Genomic DNA, 26154 nt, shown 5'->3' with positions numbered 1-26154 from the left:
CGCCGTACCGAACCCGGCCACGGCCAGGTGATCCGAGCGGTCAGTTCACGCTGTCCCCGCCCGAGCCGCCGCTCCCGTCGGCGCCGCCGCCACCGCCTCCTGCGCCGCTCCCGCCGCCTTCGCCTTCGCGCTCGGCGAGGAAGCGCTCGAAGACCGCTCCCAGTTCGTCGGCGGACGGCAGCTCACCGGGCTCGGCTACCAGACTGCCCCGGCTCTCCGCGCCGGCCATCGCGTCGTACTGCTGCTCAAGTCCCCGTACGACGGCGACCAGGTCCTCGTCGCCCTCGGCGAGCTGCCGCTCGATCTCGTTCTGCGTCTTGAGTGCCTCGTTGCGCAGCGCGTGCGCGATGTCGGGCAGCACCAGACCCGTAGCGGACGTGACGGCCTCGACGATGACGAGAGCCGCGTCCGGGTAGGGCGACCGCGCGACATAGTGCGGTACGTGCGCGACGATGCCCAGCACGTCGTGACCGGCCTCCGCCAGCCGCATCTCGATCAGCCCGGCCGCGCTGCCGGGGACCTCGGCCTCCTCGAAGAGGGGACGGTGTCCCGGCACGAGATCCGTACGCGTGCCGTGCGGAGTGAGGCCCACGGGACGGGTGTGCGGAACACCCATCGGGATGCCGTGGAAGTTGAGTGCCAGACGCACTCCCAGACGCTCGGTGATCTCGGCCACGGCCGCCGTGAAGCTCTCCCACTGCACGTCCGGTTCGGGCCCGGACAGCAGGAGGAACGGCACGCCCGTCGCATCCCGTACGAGACGCAGATCCAGCCGCGGAGTGTCGTAGGAGACCCACTGGTCACGGCGGAAGGTCATCGTCGGTCGCCGTGCGCGGTAGTCGACCAGGCGGTCGGTGTCGAAGCGCGCGACGGTCTCGTACGGCTGCGTCTCCCTCAGGCGCTGGACGATCTGCTCCCCCGCCTCGCCCGCGTCCATGAAGCCCTCGAACTGATAGAGCATCACCAGCCCGGCGCCGTCAGGTCCCTCGATGACAGCGTCGACTGCTTCCAGTCCGCTCTCATCCCAGGCGTACACGCTCTGCCCACTGTGCGATTCAAGCACTGCTGGCGCCCCTTCTTGTTGCGTTCTCCCGGGACAACGGCGGGAAGGGCCACGGGCATTCCCCACGGCGGAAGCGGACCGGGGCGATGCCTTCGCGCCAGAACGCGAAGTTTCCTGACTCATCCTCGCCCCCGCCTTGACGGCCTGATGCGGCGGCTCTACTTTCCTCGGCAACCGCAGTTCACATTCACGTCTGGCGTTCTCATATGTGACCGCCAGACCCTGACTTCCCTTCCTGAGGAGCCCCCCATGCGCATCCCCCGACTCGTCTCCGCAGCGACGGCCGCCACCGTCGTAGTGGGCGCCGGCGCCTTCGCCGCCGCCTCAGCAGCGGCCGGAACACCCTCCGGCTCCGGCAGCACGACGGCCGCCGTAATCAGCGTCTCGAACGCCGACGAACTCAAGGACGCCCTCACGAGCGCCAAGGCAGGCGACACCATCGAACTCGCCGCCGGCACCTACAAGGGCAACTTCGAGACCACCAACGCCGGCAGCAAGAGCGCACCCATCACACTCACCGGCTCCGCCGACGCCGTACTGACAGCGAGCGGCGGCTACGGGCTCCACCTGGAGGGCGCCTCCAACTGGAAGCTCCACGGGTTCACGGTCACGGGCGGCCAGAAGGGCATCGTGATGGACGCCTCCAACGGCGTGCACATCGACGGCGTGACCGTGCACGACCTCGACATGGAGGGTGTGCACTGGCGCAAGTCCAGCTCCGACGGATCGATCACCGACTCGACGGTGCGCGACACCGGGAAGAACGGTCGCGGCATGGGCGAGGGGGTCTACGTCGGCAGCGCGGGCGGCACCAGCGACAAGAGCGACGGCGTGGTCATCAAGAACAACACCCTCGGCCCGGGCATCGGCGGCGAGAACATCGACATCAAGGAAGGCACCACCGGAGCACAGATCATCGGCAACACCTTCGACGGCAGCGGACTCACCGGCGCCAACTACGACGACTCCTGGGTGGACATCAAGGGCAACGACGTCCTCGTCGAGAACAACAAGGGCCGCAAGACCACCAACAACGGCTTCGAGGTCCACGACGCGGTGAAGGGCTGGGGCTGCGGCACCGTCTTCCACGGCAACTCCTCCGACCTGAGCGGCGCCAAGGGCGACGGCCAGTACGCCATCAACGTCGTCAACTACGACGCGAAGAGCTGCCCGGCGACGGTGACCCGCGACAACAGCGTCACCGGTGGAAAGGGCCTCACCAACCCCGGAGTCCCCGTCTCCGACTGAACCGGCCGGACGCAGGGACAACGCAAAGATGGGGCCCGCTCCGTGAAGGAGCGGGCCCCATCCGCTGTTCGTCAGCTACCGCTCACGCGGTAAGCGAGCGGTCAGCTCTGGCCGCCTGCGAGCTTCTCGCGAAGCGCCGCCAGGGCCTCGTCCGATGCGAGCGCACCGGAGTCGTCGTTCGTCTCGGAGGAGTACGAGCCACCGGAGCCGCCTGCCTGGCCGCCGCCGGAGTTGCCGCCGCCCTGCTGGGGCTGGGCGTTGCCGCCGCCGGAACCGGCACCCTCGGCAGCCGCCTGCTCGTCGGCCTCGCGGGACTTGATGACCTGCGCCTGGTGCTGCTCGAAGCGCTGCTGCGCCTCGGCGTACTGGCGCTCCCACTCCTCGCGCTGCTTCTCGTACCCCTCCAGCCAGTCGTTGGCCTCGGGGTCGAAGCCCTCGGGGTAGATGTAGTTGCCCTGGTCGTCGTAGGACGCGGCCATGCCGTAGAGCGTCGGGTCGAAGTCGACCGTGGTCGGGTCGGCGCCGAAGGACTCGTTGGCCTGCTTCAGCGAGAGGCTGATGCGGCGGCGCTCCAGGTCGATGTCGATGACCTTGACGAAGATCTCGTCGTTGACCTGGACGACCTGCTCCGGGATCTCCACGTGGCGCTCGGCCAGCTCGGAGATGTGGACCAGGCCCTCGATGCCCTCGTCGACGCGGACGAACGCGCCGAACGGAACCAGCTTCGTGACCTTGCCGGGAACGACCTGGCCGATCTGGTGCGTACGGGCGAACTGCTGCCACGGGTCTTCCTGAGTCGCCTTGAGCGACAGGGAGACGCGCTCGCGGTCCATGTCGACGTCCAGGACCTCGACCGTGACCTCCTGGCCGACCTCGACGACCTCGGAGGGGTGGTCGATGTGCTTCCAGGACAGCTCGGAGACGTGGACCAGTCCGTCCACACCGCCAAGGTCGACGAAGGCGCCGAAGTTGACGATGGAGGAGACGACGCCGGAGCGCACCTGGCCCTTCTGGAGGGTGGTGAGGAAGGTCTGGCGGACCTCGCTCTGCGTCTGCTCCAGCCAGGCACGGCGGGAGAGAACCACGTTGTTGCGGTTCTTGTCGAGCTCGATGATCTTCGCCTCGAGCTCCTTGCCGACGTACGGCTGAAGGTCGCGGACACGGCGCATCTCGACCAGGGAGGCCGGCAGGAAGCCCCGCAGGCCGATGTCGAGGATGAGGCCGCCCTTGACGACCTCGATGACGGTGCCGGTGACGATGCCGTCCTCTTCCTTGATCTTCTCGATGGTGCCCCACGCACGCTCGTACTGCGCGCGCTTCTTCGAGAGGATCAGGCGCCCCTCCTTGTCCTCCTTCTGGAGAACGAGGGCCTCGATCTCGTCACCGACGGCAACGACCTCGTTGGGGTCGACGTCGTGCTTGATCGACAGTTCGCGGGACGGGATGACGCCTTCGGTCTTGTAACCGATGTCGAGCAGGACCTCGTCCCGGTCGACCTTCACGATGACGCCGTCGACGATGTCGCCGTCGTTGAAGTACTTGATCGTCTCGTCGATCGCGGCGAGGAAGGCTTCCTCGGAACCGATGTCGTTTACCGCAACCTGCGGACTGGTGGCGGTGGTCTCGGTGCTGCTCGTCATGTGTGAAAGGGTCTCCGGGTACGGACATGAAGTCGTAGGTCCTGCTACGCCGAGAGCCCGTTATCGCACCGCGCATGCACGCCAGCCGGACACAGCCTTGAGAGCCACAGACCCGAGGGGATACACCACCGATGCGAGCGCGGCCTGCTCCGTCCGAGGCACGCAGGCCCGCAGCGCAACTTGTAGCATACGGGGGCCACTGGGCATGGTCAATGCGCGAAAGAGCACAGCTGGGGTGGAACGTCCCATAACCGGCGCGCCCGTAACAGCGTGCACCCCTTGCGGCACTGAGCGGCGTCCCTGAGCCCCCACGGCGACAAGTTATAGCTCTGAGAGTACGGCGGCGGGCCCGATGATCCAATACGACGGCGGCAGGAACTTCACGACGGCCCACGCGGCGCAGGCCGCCCACGGGCCCGGAGCGGAGGCGGAAGCCGAGCCGGCGGCCGTGCGCCGGGACGCCGGAGGCGCCGAGAGCAGCCGGGCGAACCGCGGCTGGTGGGACCGGAACGCCGACGAGTACCAGGACGACCACGGCGCCTTCCTCGGCGACGCCCGCTTCGTGTGGTGCCCCGAGGGGCTGGACGAGGCGGACGCGCGACTGCTCGGTGCGGCCGGGGAGTTGCGCGGCCTGCGGGTGCTGGAGGTGGGGGCCGGGGCGGCGCAGTGCTCGCGGTGGCTTGCCGCCCAGGGTGCGCTTCCCGTGGCGCTGGACCTCTCGCACCGGCAGCTTCAGCACGCGCTGCGGATCGGCGGCGGTGACGGCACGGGGCGGCGGGCGTCTCTGCCGCTGGTGGAGGCCGACGCGCGGGCGCTGCCGTTCGCCGACGGCTCGTTCGACGCGGCCTGCTCGGCGTACGGGGCGCTGCCGTTCGTCGCCGATCCGGTGCGTGTGCTGCGGGAGGTGCGGCGGGTGCTGAAGCCGGGCGGGCGCTGGGTGTTCTCGGTGACGCATCCGGTGCGCTGGGCCCTGCCGGACGAGCCGGGGCCGGAGGGGCTGACGCTGATCGGCTCGTACTTCGACCGGACTCCGTATGTGGAGGAGGACGAGCAGGGGCGCGCGGTCTATGTCGAGCACCACCGCACCATGGGCGACCGGGTGCGGGACCTGGTGGACGCGGGCTTCCGGCTGCTGGACGTCGTCGAACCGGAGTGGCCGGACTGGAACACGCAGGAGTGGGGCGGCTGGTCGCCCCTGCGGGGGCGGCTGATCCCGGGGACGGCGATCTTCGTCTGCGAGCGCGACGAAGGACAGTGACACGACCCGCACACGTGACGGATGCGCCGGGCGGTGGGTGGCGGTTTCCGGACGGGGGTCCGCCACGGTCCTCCGCCCCGTGCCGGGAACACGGCGCACCGAGGTACCTCCGGGCGAGAGATTCGATGTGCTCCCTCGCGGCCGTCGTCGGCTGACCGCACAAGACCGGCCGGGCGGCCCGGTGCAGGGAGGCCGCTCATGCGCCCGTGGTCGCACGACCCGTCGGTCCGCAGGAGCAGTGCCGTGGCATTTCACCGTCCGGAGGGGGAGTTCACCTGACGACCGCGGGACGACGCGGCGAACCACCGTTCCGCAGCACCCTGTTGGGGTCCGGACGTACCGGGCGAGCACGTCGGAGGGGGAGCCCACTTGAACCGCAGAGTCATGAACACCACCCGCGTAATCGCGCTCGGGGCCACGCTGCTGATGGTCACAGGGTTTTCAGGGGCGGGGGCGGCCACGGCCACCGGTGCCGGTGCCGGGGCCGGTGCAACGCGTCAGGCCGGACACGGCCGTCCGGATTCCCAGGGACGGGAGGCTGCCGCGCTCACCGGCAGCGCGAAGATGTTCCGCAAGACCACGGAGGACGTCACCTTCACCTTCGACGCCCATCTCGCGGCGGCCGACAGGAACGACCCTTCCCGGGCCACGGGAACGTTCCGCTTCGTCCACCTCGACAAGCCGGGCGGCAAGGGCGCGTACGCGGAAGGGCACATCGACTGTCTGATGACGGGCGGCAAGGTGGCGACCGTCACCGGCGTCGTCACCGGAACCGACCTGCCGCAGATCCTGGGCAAGCGGGTCGGGTTCACCGTCCAGGACCGGGGCGGCCGCGACCGGGTCGGCTACAGCTGGGCCCCATACGGCGGCACGCCGGACCAGCCCGACGAACTGGCGAAGTGCGCGAGTTCGGCACCGTACGAGAAAGTCCGGCGCGGCACGGGCGACTTCAGGGTGTTGCCCTGGAAGTTCGACTATCCGACCGACGACGGCTGACGTCCCCGCTGCCGCGGATGCCGCCGACTACTTTTCGGTGACGGTGAGGGGGATGTCGTACGTGGAGCCGTCCTCGGTGGTGAGGCGGAGGGTGAAGGTGCCGGTGTGGCCGTCGGTGTGGACGGCGGGCAGCTCGAGCACTCCCTTCTCGCCGAACACTCCGCCCGCGCCGGTGCTGAGACCGGCGCGGTTGCGGACCGGGTTGCCCAACAGGTCCTTGAAATAAGGGCCCTTGGTGTTCTCCTTGCCGCTCTTGTCGATCAGGGTGGCGGTGACCGGCACGCCCGCGGCGGCTTCCTTCTCGTGTTCGAGCTTGACCTTGATCTCGGTGAACTCCGAGTCCACCGGGGCCTTCAGCGGGCCATCGGGGGTGCGGGCGAAGGTGTACTTCGGGGAGACGGTGGCGTTCATCGTCGCGGCGGACAGGTCGTGGCCGACGGCGGTGGCGGTGACGGTGAAGTCGCCCGCGCGCTTCCCCGCGTCGATGACGGGCGCGGAGGCGGTGCCGTCGGCGCCGGTGGGGATGGTGGCCTCGGTCTTGTCTCCGGGGAACCGGGCGCCGGTGCTGCCCTTGATCGTGTACTTGACGCGGACGCCGTCGACGGCCTTGCCCGACTTGTCGACGGCCCGTACGCGGGGGCGCTGCTCGAACTTCTCCCCCGTGTAGGCGGTGAGGGGGCCGGCCAGCACCGGCTTCAGAGCGGTGGGGGTGCCGGGGGCGGGAGCGTGCGAGTCGTCACCGCCGCCGCTGCCGCCGTCGCCCTTTCCGCCGCCCTTGCCGGGCTTGTGCGATCCGGAACCGTCGTGGGAGCCCTTGCCCTTGCCCCCGTGCTTGCCCTTGCCGGTGCCCTCGGTGACGCCCGCGCCCGGGGAGTCGGGAAGCGGTCCCGTGCCGTCGGGGATCTCGTGGGTGCCCTTGCGGTAGAAGTCGTACCAGGCGAGGACGGTGCGCAGATACGCCCCGGAGTCGTTGTAGCTGAGGATCGAGCGGTGCAGGCCGGACTTCGTCTCCAAGTCCCGCTGCCCGGCGCAGAGATAGCCGGCGGCGGCCAGGGCGGCGTCCTGGATGTTGGCGGGATCGCGCTGTCCGTCGCCGTTGCCGTCGGCGCTCCAGCGCGACCACGTCGAGGGTATGAACTGCATGGGCCCCACGGCCCGGTCGAAGCGCTTGTCGCCGTCGAGGCGGCCGCCGTCGGTGTCGTGAATGCGGGCGTAGCGCGAACCGTTGAGCACCGGGCCCAGGATCGGCTTGAGGGTGGTGCCCTCCTTGTCGACCGCTCCGCCGCGCGCCTGCCCCGACTCGACCTTGCCTATCGCGGCGAGCAGCTCCCAGCGCAGCCCGCACGCGGGGTCGGAGGCGGCGAGGGAGCGGGCGGCCATCTTGTACGCGGCGAGGACGGACGCCGGGATGCCGGACTCGGACGGGCCGGGTGAAGTGCGGGGCGGCGCCGGGGACTCCAGGGGCGGCAGCTCGGTGTGGTACGAGTCGTCGCCCGGCCGGTCGGGCCGTACGTCGTCGGGGCGCTCCTTGCCGGCGTCGCCGGTGCGGTGGTCCACTTCGGCGCCGGGCGCCTGCGACGCGGTCAGCGCGGCCATCGTCGCCGCGGCGAGGGCCGTGCCGGTCACACCGCGGCGGAGCACTCTGCCGCTGCTGAGAAACCCGCGATACCGCGCCATGTGCCGGACCCCCTGCTCTGTCCTGCTGTGCTCGACACGGCGACCCTACGACAACTCCCGTGCGCCGTCTGCCGGTCGGGGGCAACGGCGGACGTGGGCCGGGCAACAGGCCGCGGCCGGGGCCGGGTTCGGCCCGTACCGTGCGTACGGCCGCTGACCGGGCGTACGGCCCCCGGACTCGATCCGCGATCCGTGCCGCCCGTTCAGTGCGCGGCGGACTCCCAGTCGTCGCCCACGCCGACCGACACGTCCAGCGGCGCACGCAGCGAGACCGCGCCGGCCATCTCGCGGCACACCAGCTCCTCCACCGCCTCCCGCTCACCGGGGGCGATCTCCAGCACGATCTCGTCGTGCACCTGGAGCAGCATCCGCGAACGCAGCTTCTCCGCACGCAGCGCGGCGTCCACGCGCAGCATCGCCAGCTTGACGATGTCGGCGGCGGTGCCCTGGATCGGTGCGTTGAGCGCCATCCGCTCGGCCATGTCGCGGCGTTGGCGATTGTCGCTGTTGAGGTCGGGGAGATAGCGGCGGCGGCCCTTGATGGTCTCGGTGTATCCGGTGGCGCGGGCCTCGGCGACGGCTCGGTGCAGGTAGTCGCGCACTCCGCCGAAGCGCTCGAAGTAGTCGTCCATCAGCTTGCGGGCCTCGTCCGGTGTGATGCCGAGCTGCTGGGAGAGGCCGAAGGCGGAGAGCCCGTAGGCCAGTCCGTACGACATGGCCTTGATCTTGCGGCGCATCTCGGCGTCGACCTGGGCCTCGGTGACGTCGAAGACCTGGGAGGCGACCGTGGTGTGGAGATTCTCCCCGGAGGTGATGGCCTCGATGAGCTTCTCGTCGTCCGACATGTGCGCCATCACGCGCAGCTCGATCTGGCTGTAGTCCGCCGTCATCAGCGTCTCGTACCCCTCGCCGACGCGGAAGGCACGGCGGATGGCGCGGCCCTCGTCCGTACGGATCGGCACGTTCTGCAAGTTGGGGTCGGTGGAGGAGAGGCGGCCCGTCGCGGCGACGGTCTGGCTGAAGCTGGTGTGGATGCGGCCGTCGGGGGCGATGGTCTTGATCAGGCCCTCGACCGTGGTGCGCAGCTTCTGCTGCTCCCGGTAGCGCAGCATCAGCATCGGCAGCTCGTGCTCGGTCTGCGCGGCGAGCCACGCCAGGGCGTCGGCGTCGGTCGTCCAGCCGGTCTTGGTCTTCTTGGTCTTGGGAAGGCCCAGCTCGCCGAAGAGCACTTCCTGGAGCTGCTTGGGCGAGCCGAGGTTGAACTCGTGGCCCACGGCGGCATGTGCGTCCTTGACCGCCTGCTCGGCGGCGTCGGCGAACTGCTGCTCCAGACTCGTCAGCCACTCGCGGTCGGCGCAGATCCCGGCGCGCTCCATCCGCGCCAGCACCGCCGACGTCGGCAGCTCCAGGTCGCGCAGCAGATCGGCGGCTCCGACCTGCCGGAGCCTGTCCTCCAGGACGTCGCCGAGGTCGAGGATCGTACGGGCCTTGAGCATCAGCGCCTGGGCCTCGGCCTGCTCGTCCACGCCGAACGCCAGCTGGCCGCCGCCCGCGTCGGCCGGGCCGAGCTCGCGGCCCAGATACTCCACCGACAGCGCGTCCATGTCGAAGGAGCGGCGGCCCGGCTTGTCGAGATACGCGGCGAGCGCCGTGTCCGTCGTGACGCCGTCGACGCTCCAGCCGTGCTCGGCGAAGACCCGCATGATCGCCTTGGCGTCGTGGACGACCTTCGGACGGCCGGCGTCGGCGATCCACGAGGAGAACGCCTTCTCCTCCGCCTCGTCCAGCTCAGCCGGGTCGAACCAGGCGGCCGGGCCGCCCGCGGCGGCGAGGGCGATCTCGCTGACGCTGCCGGCGCCCAGCTTCCACACGTCGACGGTGGCCAGGCCGAGCGGGCCGTCCGAGTGCTCGTCCAGCCAGCCGGTCAGCTCGCCGGGGCCGAGCACGGTGCCGTCGATCTCCACGCCCTCCGCGGTGGGGGCGGTCTCCTCCTCCTGCGCGCCGGGGTCGACGGCGAACAGCCGCTCCCGGAAGTTCTGATGGCGGAATTCCAGGGCGTCCAGCACGACGTTCAGCGTGTCGCGGTCGTAGGCGAGGCGCTCCAAGTCCTCGGGGCGGCTGGTGAGTTCGACGTCGCGCACCAGCTCGGTGAGATGGCGGTTGAGCGTCACGGACTCCAGGTGCGCCCGCAGATTCTCACCGGCCTTGCCCTTCACCTCCTCCGCGCGGCGCGACAGCTCGGCGAAGGAACCGAACTGGCTGATCCACTTCGTGGCCGTCTTCTCGCCCACGCCCGGGATGCCGGGGAGGTTGTCGGACGGGTCGCCGCGCAGCGCGGCGAAGTCCGGATACTGCTCGGGCGTCAGCCCGTACTTCTCGAAGACCTTCTCCGGGGTGAAGCGCGTCAGCTCCGAGACGCCCTTCGTCGGATAGAGCACCGTGACGTCGTCGTTGACGAGCTGGAGGGCGTCCCGGTCGCCGGTGACGATGGAGACCTTGAAACCCTCGGCGGTGGCCTGCGTGGTGAGCGTGGCGATGATGTCGTCGGCCTCGAAGCCCTCAACTGCGAAGCGGGGCACCCGCATCGCGTCCAGCAGCTCGCCGATCAGCTCCACCTGGCCCTTGAACTCGTCCGGCGCCTTGGAGCGGTTCGCCTTGTACTCCGTGAACTCCGCGGAGCGCCAGGTCTTGCGGGAGACGTCGAAGGCGACCGCGAAGTGCGTCGGCTCCTCGTCACGCAGTGTGTTCGACAGCATCGATGTGAAGCCGTAGATCGCGTTCGTCGTCTGGCCCGTGGTGGTGGAGAAGTTCTCCACGGGCAGGGCGTAGAACGCGCGGTAGGCGAGGGAGTGCCCGTCCATCAGGAGCAGGCGCGGTGCCTTCTGCTGCGAGGCCTTCTTCGGTGCCTTCTTCGATGCCTTCTCAGTCACGTTTCCGATCCTCCCACGCGCCACCGACAACCCGGTCCCGGCCGCTCGGCGCGCACCCGTCCCGTACACGGCGCGCACACGGCGACCACCCGGGGTGCGCCCGAAGCGGGCCTGAAACGTGCCCGGCTTCGAGGACCACGACGAACGCGCCGCGCGTCCCGGCGGCTTCACGCTCCCGCACGCGCCGCGCGACGAGCGGCGCTTCCCCACCGCAACGGGGAAGGCCAACTTCACCGCGGCGCCCGTCACTTGGCCCCGCGTACCGCAGGGGCGGCTGCTGCTCCGGACGCTCCGCTCGCACGACCGGTACGACAACACGGTCCACGGCCTCGACGACCGTTACCGGGGCATCAGCAACGGGCGCCGCGCCGTACTCGTCAACGAGGAGGACGCGACGGCCCTCGGCCTCGACGACGGCTCGTACGCGGACCTGACCAGCGAGTGGACGGACGGCAGCACCCGTACCGCGCGCGGCTTCCGCGTCGTGCACCATCCGACGGCCCGCGGATGCGCGGCGGCCTACTACCCGGAGACGAACGTGCCGGTCCCGCCGGACGCCACCGCCGACGTCGGCAGCACCCCGGCGAGCAAGTCACCGGTGATCCGCGTCACTCCGGCCTGAGCGCGCGCTCAGTGAGCTGATAGGACGGTGCGGTACAGCTGACCCGACCGGTCCGCCGTACGTGCGCCCGCCCCCGGGAGGCGCCGGACGGGCCGGTCCCGCATGGTGATCGGAGCCGCTGCCCATGGGCGAGCACACCAGGACCACGTTCCCGCAGGAGATCGTCGACGAGTGGGCGGGCCTCGGCCTCGACCTGCCCGCCCTCTTCTCCGCGGGACACCTCGGCGAGCGGATGGACCTGCGGATCCTGTACGCCTCTCCCGATGAGGTCACCGGCACGCTCCCCGTGGAGGGCAACACCCAGCCGTACGGGCTGCTGCACGGCGGCGCCTCCGCCGTGCTCGCCGAGACGCTCGGCTCGGTCGGCGCGATGCTGCACGCCGGGCCGGGAAAGCTCGCCGTCGGCGTCGACCTCAACTGCACGCACCACCGCGGCATCCGTTCCGGGCTGATCACCGGGACGGCGACGCCGGTGCACCGGGGGCGCTCCACGGCGACGTACGAGACCGTCATCACCGACGAGGACGGCAAGCGCGTGTGCACGGCGCGCCTGACGTGTCTGCTGCGCGACGCACCCGCGGGCGCGGACGGTGCCGGGACCGATGCGGGGACCGGCGCCGGGACTCTGGCCACTCCGCCGGAAGGCCGCTAGCTTCCCGCACATGGGAGGCACCGGACGCAGGCGGGGGGAAAGACGGGGCGAGAGACGGGCCCGGGGCGCGGACGCCGCGCGAAGACCCGGTGAGTCCGGGGCCGCGGCGGGCGGCGAGGTGCCGCAGCCGCCACCGGCCCCGCCCCCGGCCCCGATGCAGCCGCCTCCGGCCCGGACGCAGTCCCCGCCGTTCCGGTCTCCGGGTCCGCCACGGCTGTCGCGCCGGGCGCAGCCGCAGGTGCCGTACCGCGCCGGGGCCGAGGACATGCCCCCGGTGCCGCCGCAGGTGCCGCAGCAGACCCCGCCCCAAGTGCCGCCCCAGGGACCGGCTCAGGCCCCGCCTCCGGGAAGACCGCCGCAGGCGCCGTACCCGGCCCGGTCGTGGGCGCGGCGCCTGTATCCGCTACGGCAACGGCCGGCCGCGCAGACCCACCGGCCCGCACCGCCGCAGCCGCCCACCTCGTGGACACAGCGCACACCGGGACCCCACGGACCACCGGGACCGCCCGGACCCCAGGGACCGCCCGGCATGCGCCCACCCCCCGGCATGCGCCAACCGCCGGGCATGCAGGCACCGTCCGGCATGCCGCGGCCACCCGGCGGCACCGTCGGCCCGCCGCGTCCGCCCGGCGACATGCTGGTCTCCGGCCGCGAGGCCCCGGGACTCGGCGAGGTCTGGTACGGCCTCCCCGTACGAACGCGCCGCACCGCCGCGGCGGCCCTCGCCCTCGCGCTGCTCGCCACCGCCGGCTACCTGGTCGTGGCGCAGCCCGAGGCGCCCGGCTCCTGGTGGCAGTCCGACCGGCAGCCGCAGCCGCCGCCCGAGTCCGACGCACCCTCGGCCACCGCCAGGCGGCTGCCCTACCCCGCGCAGACGGCACACATCACCTTCGACCGGCTCGCCGTCTCCGACCGGGCCCGCCGCACCTTCACCGTCGAGCTGCGCGCCGCCGCCACCTCGCAGTTCTCCGTGCTCGGCGTCGACCAGGGCTACGAAGCCGTCGACCTGGCACTCGACGGCCGCTCCCCCGTGACCGTCGTGCCCGGCACACCGCGGACGCTCGTCCTCAAGGCGAAGGTCACCGACTGCCGGCGCGTGCCCGTCCGTGCCCGGTCCCCCTTCCTGAACGTGACCCTTCGTAACGACCGCGCGCGGCAGGAGCTGAGCGTCATCCCCGGAGACCGCTACGCCGACGCATTGACGCACGCATTCCGGACGCTCTGCGGACGCGACGACACCGCCTCCACCCCGGACCCCTGAAACGATCTGCTGATTCGCACCCACGAAATGTGTCCGCTACACGCGCGACACAGCGGGAGAACTCCCGTGTGTTCCCGTACGGGCACACCTCGGTCGGATCTCAATAACAAGAACGTCACACCTTGCCCGGCCCCTCTGCCCCCCGCGATCCCCCGGCCATAGAGTCACCGCCAGTCACCGCGCAGCCGGGTGTGCAGTGCGAGTCTCTGAACAGCAGCGCTTCAGGGGCGCCCGGCGCGCGACACGGCCCTTCATCTCCGAAGGCCGCGCCAGGGGAAAGGACTGATCGTGCGCCACCGTTCATTGCTCATCATCACCACCGCGGTCGCCGCGGGATCCCTCACGCTGTCCGCCTGCGGTTCACGCGGCGACGACAGCGGCGGCAAGAGTGGCGACAAGGCCACCGTGACCATCGGTCTCGACGCCCCGCTCACGGGAGATCTCTCGGCACTCGGCCAGGGCATCAAGAACTCCGCCGACCTCGCCGTGAAGACCGCCAACAAGAAGAACGAAGTCGACGGCGTCACCTTCAAGCTCCAGGCCCTCGACGACGCCGCTCAGCCGGCCTCCGGCCAGCAGAACGCCAACAAGTTCGTCGCGGACGACAAGGTCGTAGGCGCCGTCGGCCCCCTCAACTCCAACGTCGGCCAGTCCATGCAGAAGGTCTTCGACAAGGCCGGCCTGGTCGAGGTCTCCCCCGCCAACACCGCGCCCGAGCTGACGCAGGGCACCAAGTGGCGCACCGGCAAGAAGCAGCGGCCCTTCAAGACGTACTTCCGCACCTCCACCACGGACGCCATCCAGGGCCCGTACGCGGCGCAGTACATGTACAACGAGAAGAAGCTCAAGAAGGTCTACGTCATCGACGACAAGAAGACCTACGGCAAGGGCCTCGCCGCCACCTTCAAGGGGGAGTTCGAAGACCTCGGCGGCAAGGTGGTCGGCACCGACCACGTCGACCCCAAGGAGAAGGACTTCACCGCGGTCGCCAACAAGGTCGCCGAGGCCAAGCCCGACTTCGTCTACTACGGCGGCGAGTACCCCGCCGGCGCGCCCCTCGCCGACCAGGCCAAGAAGGCCGGGCTCAAGGGCCCCGTCGTCGGCGGCGACGCCCTCTTCAGCGCCGAGTACGTCAAGCTCGCCAAGAAGAACTCCGAAGGCGACATCGCCTCCTCCGTCGGCGCCCCGCTCGAAACCCTCGACAGCGCCAAGGAGTTCACCAAGAACTACAAGGCCGCCGGCTACAACCTGCCCTACGAGGCGTACGGCGGCTACGCCTACGACGCCACGTGGGCCGTCGTCCAGGCCGTCAAGGCCGTCGCCGAGAAGAACGACGGCAAGCTGCCCGAGGACATGAACGACACCCGCGAGCAGGTCGTCAAGGCCATGCAGGACGTCAAGTTCGACGGCGTCAGCGGCAAGGTCGGCTTCGACGAGTTCGGCGACACCACCAACAAGCAGCTCTCGCTGTACCAGGTCAAGAACGGCGAGCACAAGCCCGTCAAGACCGGCACCTTCGAAGCGAACTGAGCCGGGCGACCGCCCCGTTCACCACCACCACTACGCCGCGCGGGGACGCACACAGCGCCCCCGCGCGGCCGTATACAGACACCCACTCGGAGGCCCCGCGGTGAACGACCTGCCGCAGCAACTGGCCAGTGGACTCATCCTCGGCGCGATGTACGGCCTCATCGCGATCGGATACACGATGGTCTACGGCATCGTTCAGCTCATCAACTTCGCCCACGGCGAGATCGTCATGTTCGGGGCCTTCGGCGGCCTCACCGCGTGGCTGCTCCTGCCCCAGGGCACCGCACTCGCACTCGCCCTGCCCGTCATGCTCGTCATGGCGGTCGGAGTGTCCGTGCTCGTCGGCATCGGAGCCGAACGCTTCGCGTACCGGCCGCTGCGCAACGCACCCCGGCTCGCGCCGCTCATCACCGCGATCGGCCTGTCGATCATGCTCCAGCAGCTGATCTGGAGCTTCTACCCCGACGCCAAGAAGGCCCGCACCTTCCCGCAGTTCAGCGGCGGCAGCATCCACATCCTCGGCGCCAACATCCAGCGCGGCGAGCTCTTCCTGCTCATAGCCGCACCCGTGTGCATGATCGCCCTCGGCTTCTTCGTCGCCAAGACCCGCACCGGCCGCGCCATGCAGGCCACCTCGCAGGACCCCGACACCGCGAAGCTGATGGGCATCAACACCGACCGCATCATCGTCACCGCGTTCGCCATCGGCGCCGCGTTCGGCGGAGTCGCGGCCATCGCCTACGGACTCAAGTACGGCCAGATCGACTTCAAGATCGGCTTCATCCTCGGCCTCAAGGCCTTCACCGCGGCCGTGCTCGGCGGCATCGGCAACATCTACGGAGCCATGGTGGGCGGCGTCGTGCTCGGCCTCGCCGAATCACTGGCCACCGCCTACATCGAACACATCCCCGGCATGGAACTCTTCGGCGGCGGCGCCTGGAAGAACGTATGGGCATTCGTCCTGCTGATCCTCGTGCTCCTCGTACGACCGCAGGGCCTGCTCGGCGAACGCATCGCGGACAGGGCGTGATAGCGATGGCAACCACCGACCCCGGAACGGGAACCACCACCGCACCCGCCGCACCCGCCGCACCGCTCGACCCCACCGGCGCGCCCGGCACCCTGCCACTGCCGCCCAAGGCCGCACGCATCCTCACCGCCGCCGGCGCCGCGGGCACCTTCGCGAGCACCATGCTCGCCTGGACCTGGACCGCCGAATTCCCCGGCGACCTCACCTACTACGGCTCACCCGTCGACCTCCAGACCCTCACCCTCATCGGGTCCCTCCTCACCCTCGCCGCACTGCTCTCCGGCAGCGGCGTACGCGGACTGCGCTGGCTCACACCCGGCGGCAAGACCGCACCCGTCGTGCTGCTGGCACTCGGCACACTCGGCGTCGCCTGGTTCAGCGCCGGCGCCATCGCCGTCGTACTCGGCGGGCTCGTCAACTTCGAACCCGGCATGTGGGTCGCAGTGATCGCGAGCCTCGTCACCGTCGTCGGCGCCCTGGGACTCCGCGCCGACCAGCCCTTCGACCCCGCGGACCCCGCACTGCGCGCCCCCGGCGCCTGGCAGCGCCTCCGCCACTCGCTCAAGGCACCCCCGGCCCCGCCCGCGCGCGAACTGCCCGGCTGGGCCGAACTCCTCACCATCGCCGTCATGTTCGGCATCGGACTGCTCGTCTTCACCTACGGCATCGACACCCCGTACGGCGAACTGTTCATCGGCTACCTCATCCTCGTCGGCTTCGCCGCCACCGCCCTCGCACGCGCCGGACTCAGCCAACGGCTCTCCAAACTCACGGCCAAGCACCGCAACATCACCTTCACCGCGGCCTTCGTCGCCGCCGCGTGCTTCCCCTTCACCCAGAGCAGCGACCAGTACACCTCCGTCGCCGCCAACATCCTGATCTTCGCCACCGTCGCACTCGGCCTCAACGTCGTCGTCGGCCTCGCCGGACTCCTCGACCTCGGATACGTCGCCTTCCTCGGCGTCGGCGCCTACGCAGCCGCCCTCGTATCCGGATCCGACACCTCCGTGCTCGGCGTCCAATTCCCCTTCTGGGCCGCCGTCCTCACCGGCGCCGGAGCCTCACTCGTATTCGGCGTCGTCATCGGCGCCCCCACGCTCCGCCTCCACGGGGACTACCTCGCCATCGTCACCCTCGGCTTCGGCGAGATCTTCCGCATCGGCATGGAGAACCTCGACGGATCCTCCGGACCGTCCGTCACCAACGGGGCCAACGGCATCGCCAACATCCCCGACCTGGTGATCTTCGGCTTCAACCTCGGCGAGGACCACACCCTCTTCGGCGTCGACATCGGCCCGTTCGCCAACTACTACCTGCTCATGCTCTTCTTCACGATCATCATCGTGACGATCTTCCGCCGCGCCGACCGCTCCCGCATCGGCCGCGCCTGGGTCGCCGTACGCGAAGACGAGACCGCCGCACGCGCCATGGGCATCAACGGCTTCCGCGTCAAACTCATCGCCTTCGCACTCGGAGCCACCCTCGCCGGAATGGCAGGCACCGTCCAGGCACACGTCACCTCGTCCGTGACACCCGAGCAGTACCAGTTCGTCGAAGTCGTACCGCCCAACTCGGCGTTCCTCCTCGCCGCCGTCATCCTCGGCGGCATGGGAACCGTCTCCGGGCCCCTCGTCGGCGCCTCGCTGCTCTACCTGATCCCCGCCAAGCTCCAGTTCATCGGCGACTACCAACTCCTCCTCTTCGGCCTCGCACTGATCGTCCTCATGCGCTACCGCCCCGAAGGTCTCCTCGCCGACCGCCGCAAGAAACTCGAATTCCACGAGACCGGCCAGCTCGACGTACCCACCGGCGGCCCCGGCCTCAGCAAGACGGAGGCATGACGATGACCACCACGACCACCACCGGCGCCCGGGACGCCGCGCCCGCAGCACGCACCGACGTACTGCGGGCCACCGGGGTCACCATGCGCTTCGGCGGCCTCACCGCCGTGCACGACGTCGACCTCAGCGTCGACAGCGGCGAGATCGTCGGCCTCATCGGACCCAACGGAGCCGGAAAGACCACCTTCTTCAACTGCCTCACCGGCCTCTACATACCGACCGAGGGCCAAGTCGCCTACAAGGGCAAGGTGCTGCCCCACCGCTCCCACCTCGTCACCAAGGCCGGCATCGCCCGCACCTTCCAGAACATCCGCCTGTTCTCCAACATGACCGTCCTGGAGAACGTCCTCGTCGGCCGCCACACCCGCACCAAGGAAGGACTGCTCTCCGCACTCCTGCGCGGCCCCGGCTTCCGCAAAGCCGAACGCACCTCCGAAGAACGAGCCATGGAACTCCTCGAGTTCACCGGCCTCGCCGCCAAACGCGAACACCTCGCCCGCAACCTCCCCTACGGCGAACAGCGCAAGCTGGAGATCGCCCGCGCCCTCGCCAGCGAACCCGGCCTGCTGCTCCTCGACGAGCCCACCGCGGGCATGACCGCGTCCGAGACCAGCGCCACCCGCGACCTCGTACTCGCCGTACGGGAAAAGGGCACCGCCGTACTCGTCATCGAGCACGACATGCGCTTCATCTTCAACCTCTGCGACCGCGTCGCCGTCCTCGTACAAGGCGCAAAACTCGTCGAAGGCTCACCCGAGACCGTCCAGGCCGACGAACGCGTCATCGCCGCCTACCTCGGCACACCCTTCGAAGGCGAACCGGGCGAAGCCGAAGCCGCCGAAGTACGCGAAGCCGAGAGGGCGACCGCGGGCGGAGCGACCGGCGGCACGGCGGACGGTCCCGCGGGCGGCCCCGCCACCGCGAGCGACGAGACCCCGAAGGGAGAGCGGTCCTGATGCCACTCCTCGAAGTCGAAGACCTCCGCGTCGCCTACGGCAAGATCGAAGCCGTCAAAGGCATCTCCTTCACCGTCGACGCAGGCCAGGTCGTCACCCTCATCGGCACCAACGGCGCCGGAAAGACCACCACCCTGCGCACCCTCTCCGGCCTGCTCAAACCCCTCGCCGGAAAGATCACGTTCGACGGCGAAGTGATCAACGACATGGGCGCGCACAAGATCGTCGCCAAGGGGCTGGCGCACTCCCCCGAAGGCCGCCGCATCTTCCCGCGCCTCACCATCACCGAAAACCTCCAACTCGGCGCGTTCCTGCGCAAAGACACGGCAGGCGTCCAACGCGACATCGACCGCGCCTACAGCCTCTTCCCCATCCTCGGCGAACGCCGCAGCCAAGCCGCCGGCACCCTCTCCGGAGGGGAACAGCAGATGCTCGCCATGGGCCGCGCACTGATGTCCCAGCCCAAGCTGCTCATGCTCGACGAACCCTCCATGGGCCTCTCCCCGATCATGATGCAGAAGATCATGGAGACCATCACCGAGCTCAAGGCACAGGGCACGACGATCCTCCTCGTCGAACAGAACGCCCAGGCCGCGCTCTCCCTCGCCGACCACGGCCACGTCATGGAGATCGGCACCATCGCCCTCTCCGGCACCGGCCAGGAGCTCATGCACGACGAGTCCGTACGCAAGGCCTACCTCGGCGAGGACTGAACCGGGCCGGACACGAGCCGGACCGGACACGAACGGGACCGGACACGAACCGGACACGAACCGGACACGAAGGGGCCGCCCCTCGGTGAGAGGCGGCCCCTTCGCACGTTGCCCGGCCCTGCCCGGCCCGGCTCGTACGTTGCCCGGCCCTGCTGCCCGCGGCGCTGCTCCCACCGACCGGGCCCGCTGCGCCGGCCCTATTCGCCCTGCTGATCCTTCCGTGCCCCCTGCTGGTCCTTCCGGCCCTGCGCCTTCTGCTGCTTGCGCTCCTCGCCGTCGGCGATCACGGCCTCCGCGACCTGCTGCATCGACAACCGCCGGTCCATCGACGTCTTCTGTATCCACCGGAACGCAGCCGGCTCCGTCAGCCCGTACTGCGTCTGAAGCACGCTCTTCGCCCGGTCCACCAACTTCCGCGTCTCCAGCCGCTGGGAGAGATCCGCGACCTCCTTCTCCAGCGCACGCAGCTCCGTGAACCGCGACACCGCCATCTCGATCGCCGGCACCACGTCGCTCTTGCTGAACGGCTTCACCAGATACGCCATCGCGCCCGCGTCCCGCGCCCGCTCCACCAGCTCACGCTGCGAGAAGGCAGTCAGCATCAGCACCGGCGCGATGCTCTCCTCCGCGACCTTCTCCGCCGCCGAGATCCCGTCCAGCACCGGCATCTTCACATCGAAGATGCACAGATCCGGACGGTGCTCACGCGCCAGCTCCACCGCGCGCCGCCCGTCACCGGCCTCACCGACGACCGAGTAGCCCTCCTCCTCCAGCATCTCCTTGAGATCCATCCGGATCAGCGCCTCGTCCTCCGCGATCACCACACGCGTGGTCAGCGGCGGCACGTGCGCGACCTCGTCGGCACCGGGGGCGCCGGCGTCGGAGTTCTCGGGCTCGGGGATGTCCGCGGTGCTCACTGGGCTCCTCGTTTCCGCACAGGTGGGAGGTACGAGGGTACCGGGGTCCTGTAAGGTGGTCGCACAGCAGGTGGTCGCGAACCTTCGATTTGCGCTTCGCCCCGGTAGACCAACGGCAGAGTCGATGGATTCAAAACCCATACAGTGTCGGTTCGAATCCGACCCGGGGCACTTCACCTTCAAATCTTAGGTTGCAAGCGATATCGCTGATCTTCGCTCACGCGTGGGAACGCAGCCTCGATTTCCTGCCCGTCCTACATGCGCTCGCGAAGCTCGCGTTCATGTACGACATCACGATCCGCAGGCAGGCCCTGGCTCTCGTCGCTCAGGGGCGCAGCCTCAACTCGGTGAGCAGGCAGACGGGCATCTCTCGCGCGGCGATCCGCTCCTGGCAGACCCGGCTCCTTCCGGTACGCCCCGGCGCCGCTGAGTGCTCCAGATGCGCGCTCGTCCCCGCGCCTCCGCCGGACGCCCCCAACTACGCCTATCTGCTGGGCCTTTACCTCGGCGACGGCTGCGTCAGCCGCCTCGCACGGACCTACTCCCTGCGCATCGCGTGCTCCAACTCCTGGCCCGGGCTCATCGAGGAGTGCGCACGTGCCGTGAAGAGAGTCCGTCCTTGCAACAAGGTCTTCCGCGTCCGGGCGCAGGGCTGCGTCATGGTCACGGCCTACAACCCGCACTGGCCGTGTCTCTTCCCCCAGCACGGACCCGGCAGAAAGCACGAGAGGCGCATCCGGCTCCGGAACTGGCAGCAGGAGATAGCCGATCTGCATCCCTGGGACCTCGTTCGCGGGCTCGTCCACTCCGACGGATGCCGCATCGTCAACTGGACGACGCGCATGGTGGCGGGCAGGCGCAAGCGCTATGAGTATCCGCGGTACTTCTTCACCAACAAGTCCGGCGACATCAGACGGATCTACACCGACGCGCTGGACGCGGTCGGCGTCGAGTGGTCCACCCTGGCCCGCGACTGCGAACCGCTGAACATCTCCGTCGCCCGCCGTGCGTCCGTCGCGTTGATGGACGCGCACGTCGGGGCCAAATACTGAGCCGTTGCTCCCCTCTTACTCCGGTGCGGGCGTCGCGCCGGCTGCGGGAGCATGGCGCGCATGCCATCACTGACGCGCGACGAGGCGCAGATCCGGGCCGGGCTTCTCGATGTGGAGCGGTATGCCGTCGATCTCGATCTGACGTGCGGCGAGGAGGTGTTCGGGTCGGTGTCGACCGTGCGCTTCTCCGTGAAGGAGGGGCGCGGCGGTGCGGATTCGTTCGTGGAGGTGCGTCCGGCGGAGCTTCTGGGGGCTCAGCTGGACGGGGTGGCGTTGGATACGGGGGCTGCGTTCGCGGACGGGCGGTTGTGGCTGCGGGGTCTGGCGGAGGGGGTTCATGAGCTGCGTGTCGAGGCGCGGATGGGGTTTTCGCGGGTCGGTGAGGGGATGCACCGGTTCACGGATCCGGCCGACGGGCGCGTGTATCTGTATTCGATGTGCTTTCTGGCGAACGCGCCGCTGGTCTTCGCGTGTTTCGATCAGCCCGATCTGAAGGCGGTGTTCGAGGTTTCGGTGTCGGCGCCGGACGAGTGGACGGTGCTGGGGAACGGGGTGGCGCGGAAGGCGGGTCCGGGGCGTTGGGTGTGTGCGCCGACGCGGCGGGTGAGTACGTACATGGTGGCGGTGGTGGCGGGGCCGTATCACTCGGTGCGTACGGAGCATGCGGGGTTGCCGTTCGGTCTGCATGTGCGTCGTTCGCTGGCGGAGTCGCTCGATGCGGATGCCGGGGAGCTGCTGGAGGTGACGCGGAGGTGTTTCGACCGCTATCACGAGTTGTTCGACGAGCCGTATCCGTTCGACTCCTATGACCAGGCGTTCGTGCCGGAGTTCAACGCGGGGGCGATGGAGAATCCGGGGCTCGTGACGTTGGCGGACACGTATGTGTTCCGCGGGGCGGTGACGGAGCTTCAGCGGCGTTCGCGCGGTGTGACGGTGGCGCATGAGATGGCGCACATGTGGTTCGGGGATCTGGTGACGCTGCGGTGGTGGGACGACATCTGGCTGAACGAGTCGTTCGCGGAGTTCGTGGGGTACTGGGCGTTGGGTGATGCGACGCGTTTTTCGGGGATGTGGACGGATTTCGCGGTGCAGCGCAAGGGGTGGGGTTATGACGCGGATCAGCGGCCGTCGACTCATCCGGTGGCTCCGGGGCCGGGGTCGGTGCGGGACACGGCTTCGGCGTTGCTGAATTTCGATGGGATCTCTTATGCGAAGGGTGCGTCGGTGCTGCGTCAGTTGGTGGCGTGGCTGGGTGAGAAGGATTTCCTGGCGGGGGTCAACAGGCATTTGACGCGGCATCGTTTCGGCAATGCGTCGCTGGCGGATTTCGTGGGGGCGCTGGCGGAGTCGTCGGATCGTGATGTGCAGGGCTGGGCGGAGCGCTGGCTGCGTTCGTCGGGGGTGGATGTTCTTTCGGCGCGGGTGTCGGAGGGCAGTGGGCAGTGGTCGGTGGCGCTGGGGCATGAGGGGAGCCGTCCGCACCGTTTGGAGCTGGGTCTTTACGATGTGGCGCCGGCGGAGCGCGGGCGGCTGGTGTTGCGGGAGCGGGTGGCTCGTGATGTGGGGGCGGACGAGGCGGAGTCGGTGGTGGTGGCCGGGGGTCCGCGGCCTGATCTGCTGTTGGTGAACGACGGGGATCTGACGTATTCGAAGGTGCGGCTGGACGGGGTTTCGTGGGGGACGGTGCGGGGGGCGTTGTCGGGTCTTCCTGATGCGTTGTCGCGTGCGGTGGTGTGGGGCGCGGCGCGGGACATGGTGCGGGACGGGGAGTTGCCGCCGGGGGAGTTTCTGGAGGCGGTGCGTGATCATGCCGTGGCCGAGCCGGAGGTTGCGGTGGTGGAGGGTGTGCTGGGGTTCGCGCGTGATGTGGTGGTGGACCGTTATCTGCCGGTGGGGCGGCGTGGTGGGGCGCTGGAGTCGTTGGCGGGTGTGTGCCGTGAGTTGATGGCGGGCGGGGGTCCGGCGCCGGGGTCTGTGGCGGGGTCGGCGTCTGGGCCAGGGCCGGGCTCTGTGGCGGGGGTGGACGGGGACGGGCTGCGGTTGACGGCGGTGCGCCGGTTCGTGGACTGCGCGTCGGATCCCGGGGAGTTGCTCGCCTGGCGTGCTGCGGGGGCGGTGCCGGGAGGCCCGGTGCTGGATGCGGAGTTGCGGTGGCGGTTGTTGCTGCGTCTGTCGGTGCTGGGTGCGGTGGGCGGTGCGGAGATCGATGCGGAGCTGGCGGCGGATCCGGGTGCTGCCGGTGAGGAGGGTGCGGCGCGGTGCCGGGCGGCGTTGCCGGATGCGGTCGGCAAGGAGGCGGCGTGGGAGGCGATGTTCTTCTCCGACGTGCTGTCGAACTATCTGCTGCGGGCGACGGCTGAGGGCTTCTGGCAGCCGGAGCAGGGGGAGTTGCTGGCCGGGGGTGGTTTCGCGGAGCGGTATTTCGCGGATGCGGTGGGGGTGGCTGCGCGGCGTGGTGCTGCGGTGGCGTCGATCGTGGGGCGGAGGGCGTTTCCTCGTACGGTCGTCGAGGCGTCGGTGCTGGAGCGTGGGCTGGAGTGTGTGGAGGGGGAGGGTGTGACGCCTGCGTTGCGGCGGGAGTTGGTGGACGAGCTGGATGATCTGCGGCGTGCGCTGCGGGTGCGGGGGCGTGCGGGCTGAGGGGCGCGTGCCGGCCGAGGGTGTGCGGGCGGGGCCTCCTCGCCCGGGTCGCCGGGCTTCGGCGGGGGGAGGGGGAACTGCCCTCTCCGGGCTGCCCGTTCGGGCAGTTCGCGTGCCTGGGAGTGTGGCGTCCGCCGCACTTTTCTCAAGTCTTAACTTTAGTCTTGACCAACGATTGGTCCAGGCCTACGGTCCTCTCACCGTCCTGACATCGTCGAGGAGTTGGACCCCCCATGTCCCCCACACCCCAGTCGCCCAACGGCGTCGGTGAGTCCGGCAGTAAGCCGCTCACCACCGACGCCTCCGCACCGCCGTCCCGCCCGGTGGTCCGCCGCCGCACGGTGCTCGCGACGCTCGCCGCCGCCGGACTGGGCGGAGTCGGCCTGGCCGCCGCGCCCAAGGCCGCTTCCGCGTTCGGCCTCACGGGCCGTTCCGGTGCGTCGGCCGCGGAGCCCGATTTCGGCCCGAACGTGTCCGTGTTCGGCCCGGACACCTCCGCGAAGGACATCCAGGCGAAGGTCGACTCCGTCTTCAAGGACCAGGAGAAGGCCCAGTTCGGCAAGGCGCGGCACGCCTTCCTGTTCAAGCCGGGCTCGTACGAGGCCGATGTGAACGTCGGCTTCTTCACCCAGGTCGCAGGTCTCGGCCTGACCCCGGACGATGTGAAGGTCTCGGGCGCGGTGCACGCGGAGGCGGACTGGTTCGACGGCAACGCCACGCAGAACTTCTGGCGTTCGGCCGAGGGCATCGCGGTGACGCCGAAGGGCGGCAAGGACCGCTGGGCGGTCTCGCAGGCCGCCCCGTACCGCCGCATGCATGTGAAGGGCGATCTGGAACTGGACGACGGCGGCTGGTCCAGCGGCGGTCTGATGGCGGACACCGTGGTGGACGGTCAGGTGCGCTCGGGCACGCAGCAGCAGTGGCTCTCGCGCAACACCGAGTGGGACAGCTGGGAGGGCTCCAACTGGAACATGGTCTTCGTGGGCGCGAAGAACGCCCCGGGCGGCGACGGCTTCCCCAAGCCCCCGAACACGACCGTCGAGTCGGCGCCGAAGGTGCGGGAGAAGCCGTTCCTGTACGTCGACAAGGACGGCGCCTACCAGGTGTTCGTGCCCGCGGTGCGTGAGGACGCGACCGGCGCGAGCTGGTCGGGCGGCGCCCCGAAGGGCGAGTCGCTGCCGCTGGACGGCTTCCGCATCGCGAAGGCCGGCGACACGGCGTCCGAGCTGAACTCGGCGCTCAAGGACGGCAAGCACCTGCTGCTGACGCCGGGGATCTACGAGCTGGACGAGCCGCTGGCGGTCACGAAGAAGAACACGGTCGTACTGGGCCTGGGCCTGGCCACGCTCACGCCGAAGGGCGGCCACGCCGTGCTGAAGGTCGCGGACGTGGACGGGGTGAAGCTCGCGGGCTTCCTCGTCGAGGCGGGCAAGGAGAACTCGCCCACGCTGATCGAGGTCGGCCCGAAGGGCGCCGACGCGGACCACTCCGCCAATCCGACGTCGCTGCACGACGTGTTCGTGCGCATCGGCGGGGCGGGCGCGGCCAAGTCGGAGACCAGCCTCGTCATCAACAGCTCCCACGTCATCGCCGACCATCTGTGGCTGTGGCGCGCCGACCACGGCGACGGCGTCGGCTGGGACACCAACCCGGCCGACACCGGGCTGATCGTCAACGGCAGCGACGTGACGGCGTACGGGCTGTTCGCGGAGCACTACAAGAAGTACCAGGTGGTCTGGAACGGCGAGCGCGGCCGCACGTACTTCTTCCAGAACGAGATGCCCTACGACCCGCCGGACCAGGACGCCTGGATGAACGGCGACACGCGTGGCTACGCGGCCTACAAGGTCGACAAGTCCGTCAAGGAGCACCAGGCCTTCGGGTTGGGCAGTTACTGCTTCTTCGACGTCAACAACTCCGTCGTCGCGGACCGTTCGTTCGAGGTGCCGCAGGCGGAGGGCGTGAAGTTGCAGCACATGACGTCGGTGTCGCTCGGCGGCAAGGGCACGATCGCTCACGTCGTCAACAACACGGGCGGACCGGCCAACGGCGACAGCCAGGTCGCGACGGTGACGTCCTACCCGTGACAGGGACGCCGGGCGGCGTTGGGCGGCGCCGCTCGCGCGCA

Annotated in this window: 18 protein-coding genes, 1 tRNA gene and 1 pseudogene; 15 read left to right on the top strand and 5 right to left on the bottom strand. The window is 69.7% G+C overall.

The genetic code is table 11. The annotated features are described in order from the left end of the window. Positions 1-40: 40 nt before the first annotated feature. A complete protein-coding gene (locus HCC61_RS18690) occupies positions 41-1036 on the bottom strand; it encodes a PAC2 family protein (RefSeq protein WP_346777273.1) in 996 nt (331 codons plus the stop codon). Positions 1037-1312: 276 nt separating this feature from the next. Here HCC61_RS18690 and HCC61_RS18685 point away from each other — a divergent pair, with 276 nt between their 5' ends. Next, complete coding sequence (locus HCC61_RS18685) at positions 1313-2311, top strand: right-handed parallel beta-helix repeat-containing protein (RefSeq protein WP_206322657.1); 999 nt, start codon at positions 1313-1315, stop codon at positions 2309-2311. 101 nt (positions 2312-2412) lie between these two features. Here HCC61_RS18685 and rpsA read toward each other — a convergent pair whose 3' ends face one another. Next, positions 2413-3951, bottom strand: coding sequence for a 30S ribosomal protein S1 (rpsA, locus tag HCC61_RS18680; protein WP_169136703.1), 1539 nt, complete (start codon positions 3949-3951; stop codon positions 2413-2415). A gap of 352 nt (positions 3952-4303) precedes the next feature. Between rpsA and HCC61_RS18675 the strand changes: the two genes are divergently transcribed. Together HCC61_RS18675 and HCC61_RS18670 are read left to right on the top strand one after the other, a co-directional pair. Further along, entirely contained in the window at positions 4304-5209 is a 906-nt protein-coding gene (locus HCC61_RS18675; RefSeq protein WP_169136701.1) for a class I SAM-dependent methyltransferase, read from the top strand. A gap of 369 nt (positions 5210-5578) precedes the next feature. Next, on the top strand, positions 5579-6205 hold the full coding sequence (locus tag HCC61_RS18670) for a Repetin (RefSeq protein WP_169136699.1): 627 nt from the start codon (positions 5579-5581) through the stop codon (positions 6203-6205). Positions 6206-6232: 27 nt separating this feature from the next. Here the strand turns inward: HCC61_RS18670 and HCC61_RS18665 are convergent, their stop codons facing one another. Continuing rightward, positions 6233-7882: a lytic murein transglycosylase gene (locus tag HCC61_RS18665; RefSeq protein WP_240969093.1), complete on the bottom strand. Its 1650-nt coding sequence runs from the start codon at positions 7880-7882 to the stop codon at positions 6233-6235. A gap of 203 nt (positions 7883-8085) precedes the next feature. Further along, positions 8086-10743, bottom strand: coding sequence for a DNA polymerase I (gene polA, locus HCC61_RS18660; protein WP_169137022.1), 2658 nt, complete (start codon positions 10741-10743; stop codon positions 8086-8088). 187 nt (positions 10744-10930) lie between these two features. Here polA and HCC61_RS18655 point away from each other — a divergent pair. The 8 genes and pseudogenes from HCC61_RS18655 to HCC61_RS18620 form a co-directional block, all read left to right on the top strand. Further along, positions 10931-11434 (top strand): annotated as a pseudogene (locus HCC61_RS18655) (hypothetical protein); the annotation flags it as partial. A gap of 124 nt (positions 11435-11558) precedes the next feature. Then, the gene (locus tag HCC61_RS18650; protein WP_169136695.1) at positions 11559-12086 is read left to right on the top strand and encodes a PaaI family thioesterase; all 528 of its coding nucleotides are present in this window, start codon (positions 11559-11561) and stop codon (positions 12084-12086) included. A 529-nt stretch (positions 12087-12615) separates the two neighbouring features. After that, positions 12616-13347, top strand: coding sequence for a hypothetical protein (locus HCC61_RS18645; RefSeq protein WP_169136693.1), 732 nt, complete (start codon positions 12616-12618; stop codon positions 13345-13347). 288 nt (positions 13348-13635) lie between these two features. After that, positions 13636-14877: a branched-chain amino acid ABC transporter substrate-binding protein gene (locus HCC61_RS18640; RefSeq protein WP_169136691.1), complete on the top strand. Its 1242-nt coding sequence runs from the start codon at positions 13636-13638 to the stop codon at positions 14875-14877. 100 nt (positions 14878-14977) lie between these two features. Continuing rightward, positions 14978-15907, top strand: coding sequence for a branched-chain amino acid ABC transporter permease (locus HCC61_RS18635; RefSeq protein WP_169136689.1), 930 nt, complete (start codon positions 14978-14980; stop codon positions 15905-15907). A gap of 5 nt (positions 15908-15912) precedes the next feature. Then, complete coding sequence (locus tag HCC61_RS18630) at positions 15913-17748, top strand: branched-chain amino acid ABC transporter permease (protein ID WP_169136687.1); 1836 nt, start codon at positions 15913-15915, stop codon at positions 17746-17748. A 2-nt stretch (positions 17749-17750) separates the two neighbouring features. Further along, complete coding sequence (locus tag HCC61_RS18625; RefSeq protein WP_169136685.1) at positions 17751-18704, top strand: ABC transporter ATP-binding protein; 954 nt, start codon at positions 17751-17753, stop codon at positions 18702-18704. Beyond that, a complete protein-coding gene (locus HCC61_RS18620) occupies positions 18701-19417 on the top strand; it encodes an ABC transporter ATP-binding protein (RefSeq protein WP_169137020.1) in 717 nt (238 codons plus the stop codon). Before HCC61_RS18625 ends, HCC61_RS18620 begins: the two co-directional genes overlap by 4 nt. Before the next feature lie 197 nt (positions 19418-19614). Here the strand turns inward: HCC61_RS18620 and HCC61_RS18615 are convergent, their stop codons facing one another. Then, a complete protein-coding gene (locus tag HCC61_RS18615; protein ID WP_169137018.1) occupies positions 19615-20319 on the bottom strand; it encodes a response regulator in 705 nt (234 codons plus the stop codon). 113 nt (positions 20320-20432) lie between these two features. Here HCC61_RS18615 and HCC61_RS18610 point away from each other — a divergent pair. From HCC61_RS18610 to HCC61_RS18595, 4 genes are all read left to right on the top strand, one after another. Beyond that, positions 20433-20505: transfer RNA gene (locus tag HCC61_RS18610), tRNA-Leu, on the top strand. Positions 20506-20615: 110 nt separating this feature from the next. After that, positions 20616-21386: a transcriptional regulator gene (locus HCC61_RS18605; RefSeq protein WP_169137016.1), complete on the top strand. Its 771-nt coding sequence runs from the start codon at positions 20616-20618 to the stop codon at positions 21384-21386. Between the two features lie 51 nt (positions 21387-21437). Next, positions 21438-24026: an aminopeptidase N gene (gene pepN, locus HCC61_RS18600; protein WP_169136683.1), complete on the top strand. Its 2589-nt coding sequence runs from the start codon at positions 21438-21440 to the stop codon at positions 24024-24026. Between the two features lie 233 nt (positions 24027-24259). Continuing rightward, a complete protein-coding gene (locus HCC61_RS18595; RefSeq protein ID WP_169136681.1) occupies positions 24260-26113 on the top strand; it encodes a coagulation factor 5/8 type domain-containing protein in 1854 nt (617 codons plus the stop codon). Positions 26114-26154: the final 41 nt, after the last annotated feature.

It is taken from the genome of Streptomyces sp. HNM0575, from assembly GCF_012726265.1.
GTDB lineage: Bacteria > Actinomycetota > Actinomycetes > Streptomycetales > Streptomycetaceae > Streptomyces.
This window is presented reverse-complemented; position numbering and strand designations above follow the sequence as displayed.

Coding starts and splice junctions, on each gene's coding strand:
- HCC61_RS18685 (WP_206322657.1), top strand. CDS start 1,313: ATGCGCATCCCCCGACTCGTCTCCGCAGCGACGGCCGCCACCGTCGTA.
- rpsA (WP_169136703.1), bottom strand. CDS start 3,951: ATGACGAGCAGCACCGAGACCACCGCCACCAGTCCGCAGGTTGCGGTA.
- HCC61_RS18675 (WP_169136701.1), top strand. CDS start 4,304: ATGATCCAATACGACGGCGGCAGGAACTTCACGACGGCCCACGCGGCG.
- HCC61_RS18665 (WP_240969093.1), bottom strand. CDS start 7,882: ATGGCGCGGTATCGCGGGTTTCTCAGCAGCGGCAGAGTGCTCCGCCGC.
- polA (WP_169137022.1), bottom strand. CDS start 10,743: ATGGACGGGCACTCCCTCGCCTACCGCGCGTTCTACGCCCTGCCCGTG.
- HCC61_RS18650 (WP_169136695.1), top strand. CDS start 11,559: ATGGGCGAGCACACCAGGACCACGTTCCCGCAGGAGATCGTCGACGAG.
- HCC61_RS18645 (WP_169136693.1), top strand. CDS start 12,616: ATGCGCCCACCCCCCGGCATGCGCCAACCGCCGGGCATGCAGGCACCG.
- HCC61_RS18630 (WP_169136687.1), top strand. CDS start 15,913: ATGGCAACCACCGACCCCGGAACGGGAACCACCACCGCACCCGCCGCA.
- HCC61_RS18625 (WP_169136685.1), top strand. CDS start 17,751: ATGACCACCACGACCACCACCGGCGCCCGGGACGCCGCGCCCGCAGCA.
- HCC61_RS18605 (WP_169137016.1), top strand. CDS start 20,616: ATGTACGACATCACGATCCGCAGGCAGGCCCTGGCTCTCGTCGCTCAG.
- pepN (WP_169136683.1), top strand. CDS start 21,438: ATGGCGCGCATGCCATCACTGACGCGCGACGAGGCGCAGATCCGGGCC.
- HCC61_RS18595 (WP_169136681.1), top strand. CDS start 24,260: ATGTCCCCCACACCCCAGTCGCCCAACGGCGTCGGTGAGTCCGGCAGT.